This window comes from Streptomyces sp. NPDC021115 (assembly GCF_044333065.1).
Taxonomy (GTDB): Bacteria; Actinomycetota; Actinomycetes; order Streptomycetales; family Streptomycetaceae; genus Streptomyces.
Map to the genome: position 1 here is coordinate 228,294 of NZ_JBIRQF010000013.1, position 6,315 is coordinate 234,608.

Sequence of the window (6,315 nt, forward strand, 5' to 3'; positions counted from 1 at the left end):
CATGAAGGACGCCCTGCGCACGCCCGTCGCCATCGTGGGCGCCGGTCCGGTGGGCATCATGCTCGCGCTCTTCCTCGACCGCTACGGCATCGAGTCGGTGCTGTTCAACGCCGAGCCCACCATGGAGGACAAGCCCCGGGGCAACACCCACAACGCCCGCACCATGGAGCACTACCGGCGCCTGGGCATCTCCGGCCAGATCCGGCGGCTGGGCCCGCCCGCCGACCACACCCTCGACATCGCCTACTTCACCCGCTACAGCGGCTTCGACCTGTCCCGGCTGACGCTGCCCTCACCGGGGGAGCGGCTGCGGGCACTCGCCGCCACGCCGCGCACCGACCAGACGCCCGAGCCGGTGCACCGCGCCAATCAGATGTACGTCGAGAAGTTCCTGTACGAGCACGCCATGACCCGCCCCACCATCACCTTCCGCTTCGGCTGGCGGGTGACCGGCCTCAAGCAGAACGCCACCGGCGTCACCCTGGAGGCCGAGAGCGTCACCGGCGGGGCCCGGGAGCGCTGGCAGGCGCCGTACGCGGTGGGCTGCGACGGCGGCCGCAGCTTCGTACGCCGCGCCCTGGGAGTGCACTACGAGGGCCCCGGATCGCTGGAGCAGGAGATCCTGGGCCGCCGTGCCACCGCCGCCCATCTGCGGCTGCCGACCTTCCACACGGACGTGTTCACCGGCAGGCGGGCCTGGAGCTACTGGTCGCTCAACCCCGAGCTGGTCATGAACCTGATCGCGCTCAACGGCCGGGACGAGTTCTTCCTGCTCACCAGCTCCGTCGACCCGGACACCACCAGCCCCGCCGAACTGGCCTCGCTGGTACGCCGCGCGGCCGGCACCGACCTGCCCGTCGAGGTGCTCAGCCACCGCCCCTGGACCCCGGGCGCCGCCCTGGTCGCCGAGCGCTTCACCGTGGGCCGGGTGTTCCTCGCGGGCGACTCGGCCCACCTCTTCACCCCCAACGGCGGCTTCGGCATGAACACCGGGGTGGACGACACCGCCAACCTCGCCTGGAAGCTGGCCGGGACCATCCAGGGCTGGGGCGGCCCCGGGCTGCTCCGCACCTACGAGAGCGAGCGGCGCCCGATCGCCCTGCGCAACACCGCCGCCGCCCGCGAACTCAACACCGGCCTCGCCGACATCGAGCGCCCCGCCGTCATGGAGGACGACTCGCCGGAGGGCGCGAAGGCGCGCGCCCGGGTCGGCGCCCTCGTACGCGCCTACGGCGAGCGCACCCACTCGATCGGCGTGCAGCTCGGCGCCCGGTACGACGGCTCCCCGCTCATCGACTCCGACGAGGAGCCGCCGAGCGATTCCCTGGGCACCTACACGCCCTCCGCCATCCCCGGCGGACGCGCCCCGCACGTATGGCTGGACGACTGGCGCGGCCCCGGCAGCTCGCTCTTCGACCGCTTCGGCCCGTACTACACGGCGCTCCGGCTGGGCCCCGAGCCGCCGCCCGTCAAGGAGCTCCGGGCCGCCGCCCAGGCCGCCGGACTGCCGCTGCGCGTCCTGGAGGTCGAGGACCCGATCGTCCGCGACCTGTACGAGCGCGACCTGGTCCTCATCCGCCCCGACCAGCACGTCGCCTGGCGCGGCAACGCCCTGCCCACCGACCCCGGCGACCTGGTGGCCCGGGTGACGGGACACCACACGTCCGCATGACCTCTCGCTAAGGGGAACTCGCCATGACGCTGCGCCTGTTCACCTCGGAGTCCGTGACCGAGGGCCATCCCGACAAGATCGCCGACCAGATCAGCGACACCATCCTCGACGCGCTCCTGACGGAGGACCCGGCCTCGCGGGTCGCCGTAGAGACCCTGATCACCACCGGCCTGGTCCATGTCGCCGGTGAGGTGACGACCAAGGCGTACGCGGATGTCGCGACGCTCGTCCGCGACAAGATCCTCGACATCGGCTACGACTCGTCGAAGAAGGGCTTCGACGGCACCTCCTGCGGCGTCTCGGTGTCCATCGGCTCGCAGTCCCCCGACATCGCCCAGGGCGTGGACGCCGCCTACGAGACACGGGTCGGGGGTTCCACCGACGGTGACCTGGGGGACGAGCTGGACAAGCAGGGCGCGGGTGACCAGGGCCTGATGTTCGGCTACGCGTGCGACGAGACGCCCGAGCTGATGCCGCTGCCGATCGACCTGGCGCACCGGCTCTCGCGCAGGCTGTCCGAGGTGCGGAAGAACGGGACCGTTCCCTATCTGCGCCCGGACGGCAAGACCCAGGTCACCATCGAGTACGACGGCCACAAGGCGGTGCGCCTGGACACCGTCGTCGTCTCCTCGCAGCACGCCACCGACGTCGATCTGGAGACCCTGCTGACGCCGGACATCCGCATCTTCGTGGTCGAGCCGGTCCTGCGGCAGCTGGTCGAGGACGGCATCAAGCTGGACACCGAGGGCTACCGGCTGCTGGTCAACCCGACCGGCCGCTTCGAGATCGGCGGCCCGATGGGCGACGCCGGGCTGACCGGCCGGAAGATCATCATCGACACCTACGGCGGCATGTCCCGCCACGGTGGCGGCGCGTTCTCCGGCAAGGACCCGTCCAAGGTCGACCGCTCCGCTGCGTACGCGATGCGCTGGGTCGCCAAGAACGTCGTGGCCGCGGGCCTGGCCCAGCGCTGCGAGGTGCAGGTCGCCTACGCGATCGGCAAGGCCGAGCCGGTCGGTCTGTTCGTCGAGACCTTCGGTACCGCCACGATCGACGCCGAGAAGATCGAGAAGGCCATCTCCGAGGTCTTCGACCTCCGCCCGGCCGCGATCATCCGCGACCTCGACCTGCTCCGCCCGATCTACGCCAAGACCGCGGCGTACGGCCACTTCGGCCGTGAGGATTCCGACTTCACCTGGGAGCGCACCGACCGAGTCGACGCCCTCCGCGCCGCCGCCGGACTGTAGTTCCCCCTCGACCACTCCCAAGGAGGAGACCGACGTGCGCATAGCCGTCACCGGATCGATCGCGATCGACCATCTGATGGTCTATCCCGGACGGTTCGCCGAGCAACTGATCGCCGGGCAGCTCGACAAGGTCTCCTTGTCGTTCCTCGCCGACGATCTGGACATCCGGCGGGGCGGCGTCGCCGCGAACATCGCCCTCGCCCTGGGCAGGTTCGGGCTCGACCCCCTCCTCGTCGGCGCCGCCGGGGTCGACTTCGCCTCCTACGGCTGCTGGCTGCGGTCCAACGGCGTGGACACCGAGTCAGTGCGGGTCAGCGAGACACGCAGGACCGCGCGGTTCGTGTGCACGACCGACGCCGACCAGAACCAGATCGCCACCTTCTACGCCGGTGCCATGGCCGAGGCGAAGGAGATCGAGCTGGCACCGGTCGTGCGGCGCGCCGGAGGACTCGACCTCGTGGTGATCGCCCCCAACGACCCCGAGGCCATGCTGCGCCACACCGACGAGTGCCGCGGCCGCGGTTGGGCCTTCGCCGCCGACCCCTCGCAGCAGCTCGCCCGCACCAGCGGCGACGAGGCGCGCAGGCTGGTCGAGGGCGCCCGCTACCTGTTCACCAACGCCTACGAGGCGGCGATGCTCCGCGACCACACCGGCTGGAGCGACCGCGAGATCCTGGACCGGGTCGGCACCTGGATCACCACCGGCGGAGCCGATGGCGTCCGCGTCGAGGCGGCGGGGCGGCCGACACTGGAGATCCCCGCCGTCCCGACGTCCGGGATGGTCGACCCCACCGGCGGCGGCGACGCGCTGCGCGCCGGATTCCTCGCCGGGGTCGCCTGGGGGCTCGGTCACGAGCGGGCCGCCCAGCTCGGCTGCGCCCTGGCCACGGTGGTCCTGGAGTCGGTCGGCACCCAGGAATACAAGCTCTCCGCCGGCGACCTGGTGAGCAGGGTCGACAAGGGCTACGGAGGCGAGGCCGCCCAGGCACTCGAACCCCATCTGGTGCGGTCGGCATGACCGCGCCACCGCTGACCCACCCGGGCGGAACCGCGGTGCGGGCGCGCGCACCGCGCCGGTCCCCGGCCGAGCTGCTGGCCGCGGGCGAGCGCTCGTACTCCTTCGAGTTCTTCCCGCCGAAGACCGCGGCGGGGGAGCGGACCCTGTGGAACGCGATTCGGCGGATCGAGCGCCACGCGCCGACGTTCGTCTCGGTGACGTACGGAGCGGGCGGCTCGTCGCGGGACCGGACCATCGGGCTGACCAAGCGGATCGCCGCGGAGACCACCGTACGGCCGGTCGCCCACCTCACCGCGGTCGGGCACTCGGTCGGCGAACTCCGCAACATCATCGGCCAGTACGCGGACGCCGGGATCCTCGACGTCCTCGCCCTGCGCGGCGACCCGCCCGGCGACCCCCGCGGGCCCTGGCTCGCCGAACCGGACGGGCTGACCTACGCGGGCGAACTGGTCGCCCTCATCCGCGAGTCGTGCGGCTTCAGCATCGGCGTGGCCGCCTTCCCCGAGCGCCACCCGCGCTCCCCGGACTGGGACAGCGACGTCCGCCACTTCGTGGCCAAGTGCCGGGCGGGCGCCGACTACGCCGTCACCCAGATGTTCTTCGACGCCGAGGACTATCTGCGGCTGCGGGACCGGGTGGCGGCCGCGGGCTGCCAGATCCCGATCATTCCCGAGATCATGCCAGCGACCGACTTCCGACAGGTGCGCCGCTTCGCCGAACTGAGCGACGCCCGCTTCCCCGACGGCCTCGCCCGGCGGCTGGAGGCCGCCCAGGGCGACCCCGAGGCGGGGCGCAGGATCGGCGTCGACCACGCCACCGCCATGGCCCGGCGGCTGCTGGACGAGGACGCCCCGGGCCTGCACTACATCACGCTCAACCGATCGGACGCGGCGCTGGAGATCCATCGGAATCTGGTGCCACCACCCGTCCGCCACAGGCCTCGCTGATCGCGGCGGGGTCCCAGTAGTAGGGCCGGATCTCGCGGATGCGGCCGTCCCGGAGGTTCACCGTCTGCACGATCGAGGTGACCACTTCGCGGCCGGTCGCCCGCGCGACGAAGCGCACCCGGTTCGCCGCCACCACGGTGTCGCGGTCCACGAGCTGACGCTGTTCGAGGAATTCCATCGACTCCCACAGCTCGCCCATGACCGAGATGAACCGCTCCATGCCCTCGGGTCCGTGCCAGACGCCCGTGAACGGCAGCCCCGGCGCCTGGTGCAGCTCCACCTCCGGGTCCAGACACGCGGCGATCTCCTCGAAACCGGCCCGGCCGGAGCCGCCCGCCATGACATAGGCCCGCTCGGCCGCGTAGAACCGCTGCATCACGGCGATGGCGCTGTCGTTCGAAGACATGGTGTGACGACTCCCGGGAAACGTACGGTGATTGACTCTCCTCTCCCAGCCAACCGCCTGCGCTCCTCCATTGCTGGCGGGATTCGGCCATCGCGCTCCGCGCCCGCGACCGGCCGGAAAGACTGTCCGCCATGGACCAGACCGAACTTCCCCTCGACCTGCCCGGCGGCCCCACCGCGGCCGCGGGCGCCGGGGACGCACCACGCACCGCCCACGACGCCCTCCCCGCCCTCGCGGACCTGGACTGGCCGGGGCTGTACGCCCAGCTCGACCAGAACGGTGTGGCCCTCACCCCGCCGCTGCTCTCCCGCGAGCAGTGCGCCACGCTCATCGACACCTTCGACGACCCCGGGCTGTTCCGCTCGACCGTGGTGATGCAACGCCACGACTTCGGCCGCGGCACCTACAAGTACTACGCCGACCCCTCCGCCGTACCGCTCGTCCAGACCCTGCGCGAGCGGCTGTACCCGCCGATGGCGTGGATGGCCAACCGGTGGGCGCCGCTGCTGAACGAACGCACCTTTCCGCCCGCCCTGGACGGCCTGCTCGCCGAATGCGCGGCCAACGGCCAGCGCAGGCCCACCCCGCTCATCCTGAACTACGGCCCCGGCGACTACGCCTGTCTGCACCAGGACATCTACGGCGACATCGTCTTCCCGCTCCAGATCGCCTTCATGCTGAACGAGCCCGGCCAGGACTTCACCGGCGGGGAGAACGTCTTCGTGGAGCAGCGCCCCCGCTCCCAGTCCCGCGCGATCGTCCTCACCCCGCGCCTCGGCCAGGGCATGATCTTCCCCGTCCGCCACCGGCCCGCGCGGGGGCCGCACGGCTACCGCCGCCACGCCATGCGGCACGGCACCAACGCGGTGGCCTCGGGGCGCCGGACCACCCTCGGCATCATCTTCCACAACGCCCGCTGAGCCGAGGCGCCCTAGGCAGTTTCGTTTGGATCAGCAGGTCGTTGGTTCGGGTGTGCCGTTGACTGATGCGCAGTGGGCGCGGATCGAGCCGTTACTCCCGGACCG

6 protein-coding genes are annotated in these 6,315 nt (G+C 71.7%); 5 read left to right on the plus strand and 1 reads right to left on the minus strand.

Features of this window, described 5'->3' with window-relative positions; translation table 11 throughout:
* The first annotated feature begins 1 nt into the window (after window position 1).
* Genes ACH4TL_RS32445 through metF form a run of 4 tightly spaced genes read left to right on the plus strand, consistent with a single transcriptional unit; the run spans window position 2 to window position 4,884 of the window.
* Entirely contained in the window at window positions 2-1,672 is a 1,671-nt protein-coding gene (locus tag ACH4TL_RS32445) for an FAD-dependent monooxygenase (protein WP_398325971.1), read from the plus strand.
* Between the two features lie 23 nt (window positions 1,673-1,695).
* Entirely contained in the window at window positions 1,696-2,919 is a 1,224-nt protein-coding gene (gene metK, locus ACH4TL_RS32450) for a methionine adenosyltransferase (RefSeq protein WP_398325974.1), read from the plus strand.
* Window positions 2,920-2,953: 34 nt separating this feature from the next.
* The gene (locus ACH4TL_RS32455) at window positions 2,954-3,937 is read left to right on the plus strand and encodes a carbohydrate kinase family protein (RefSeq protein WP_398325977.1); all 984 of its coding nucleotides are present in this window, start codon (window positions 2,954-2,956) and stop codon (window positions 3,935-3,937) included.
* Window positions 3,934-4,884: a methylenetetrahydrofolate reductase [NAD(P)H] gene (metF, locus tag ACH4TL_RS32460; RefSeq protein ID WP_398325980.1), complete on the plus strand. Its 951-nt coding sequence runs from the start codon at window positions 3,934-3,936 to the stop codon at window positions 4,882-4,884. Before ACH4TL_RS32455 ends, metF begins: the two co-directional genes overlap by 4 nt.
* Here the strand turns inward: metF and ACH4TL_RS32465 are convergent.
* Complete coding sequence (locus ACH4TL_RS32465; protein ID WP_398325983.1) at window positions 4,811-5,290, minus strand: nuclear transport factor 2 family protein; 480 nt, start codon at window positions 5,288-5,290, stop codon at window positions 4,811-4,813. The two genes, metF and ACH4TL_RS32465, sit on opposite strands and share 74 nt — an antisense overlap.
* 131 nt (window positions 5,291-5,421) lie before the next feature.
* Here ACH4TL_RS32465 and ACH4TL_RS32470 point away from each other — a divergent pair, with 131 nt between their 5' ends.
* A complete protein-coding gene (locus ACH4TL_RS32470) occupies window positions 5,422-6,210 on the plus strand; it encodes a 2OG-Fe(II) oxygenase (protein WP_398325986.1) in 789 nt (262 codons plus the stop codon).
* Window positions 6,211-6,315 lie beyond the last annotated feature (105 nt).

Coding starts and splice junctions, on each gene's coding strand:
- ACH4TL_RS32445 (WP_398325971.1), top strand. CDS start 2: ATGAAGGACGCCCTGCGCACGCCCGTCGCCATCGTGGGCGCCGGTCCG.
- metK (WP_398325974.1), top strand. CDS start 1,696: ATGACGCTGCGCCTGTTCACCTCGGAGTCCGTGACCGAGGGCCATCCC.
- metF (WP_398325980.1), top strand. CDS start 3,934: ATGACCGCGCCACCGCTGACCCACCCGGGCGGAACCGCGGTGCGGGCG.
- ACH4TL_RS32465 (WP_398325983.1), bottom strand. CDS start 5,290: ATGTCTTCGAACGACAGCGCCATCGCCGTGATGCAGCGGTTCTACGCG.
- ACH4TL_RS32470 (WP_398325986.1), top strand. CDS start 5,422: ATGGACCAGACCGAACTTCCCCTCGACCTGCCCGGCGGCCCCACCGCG.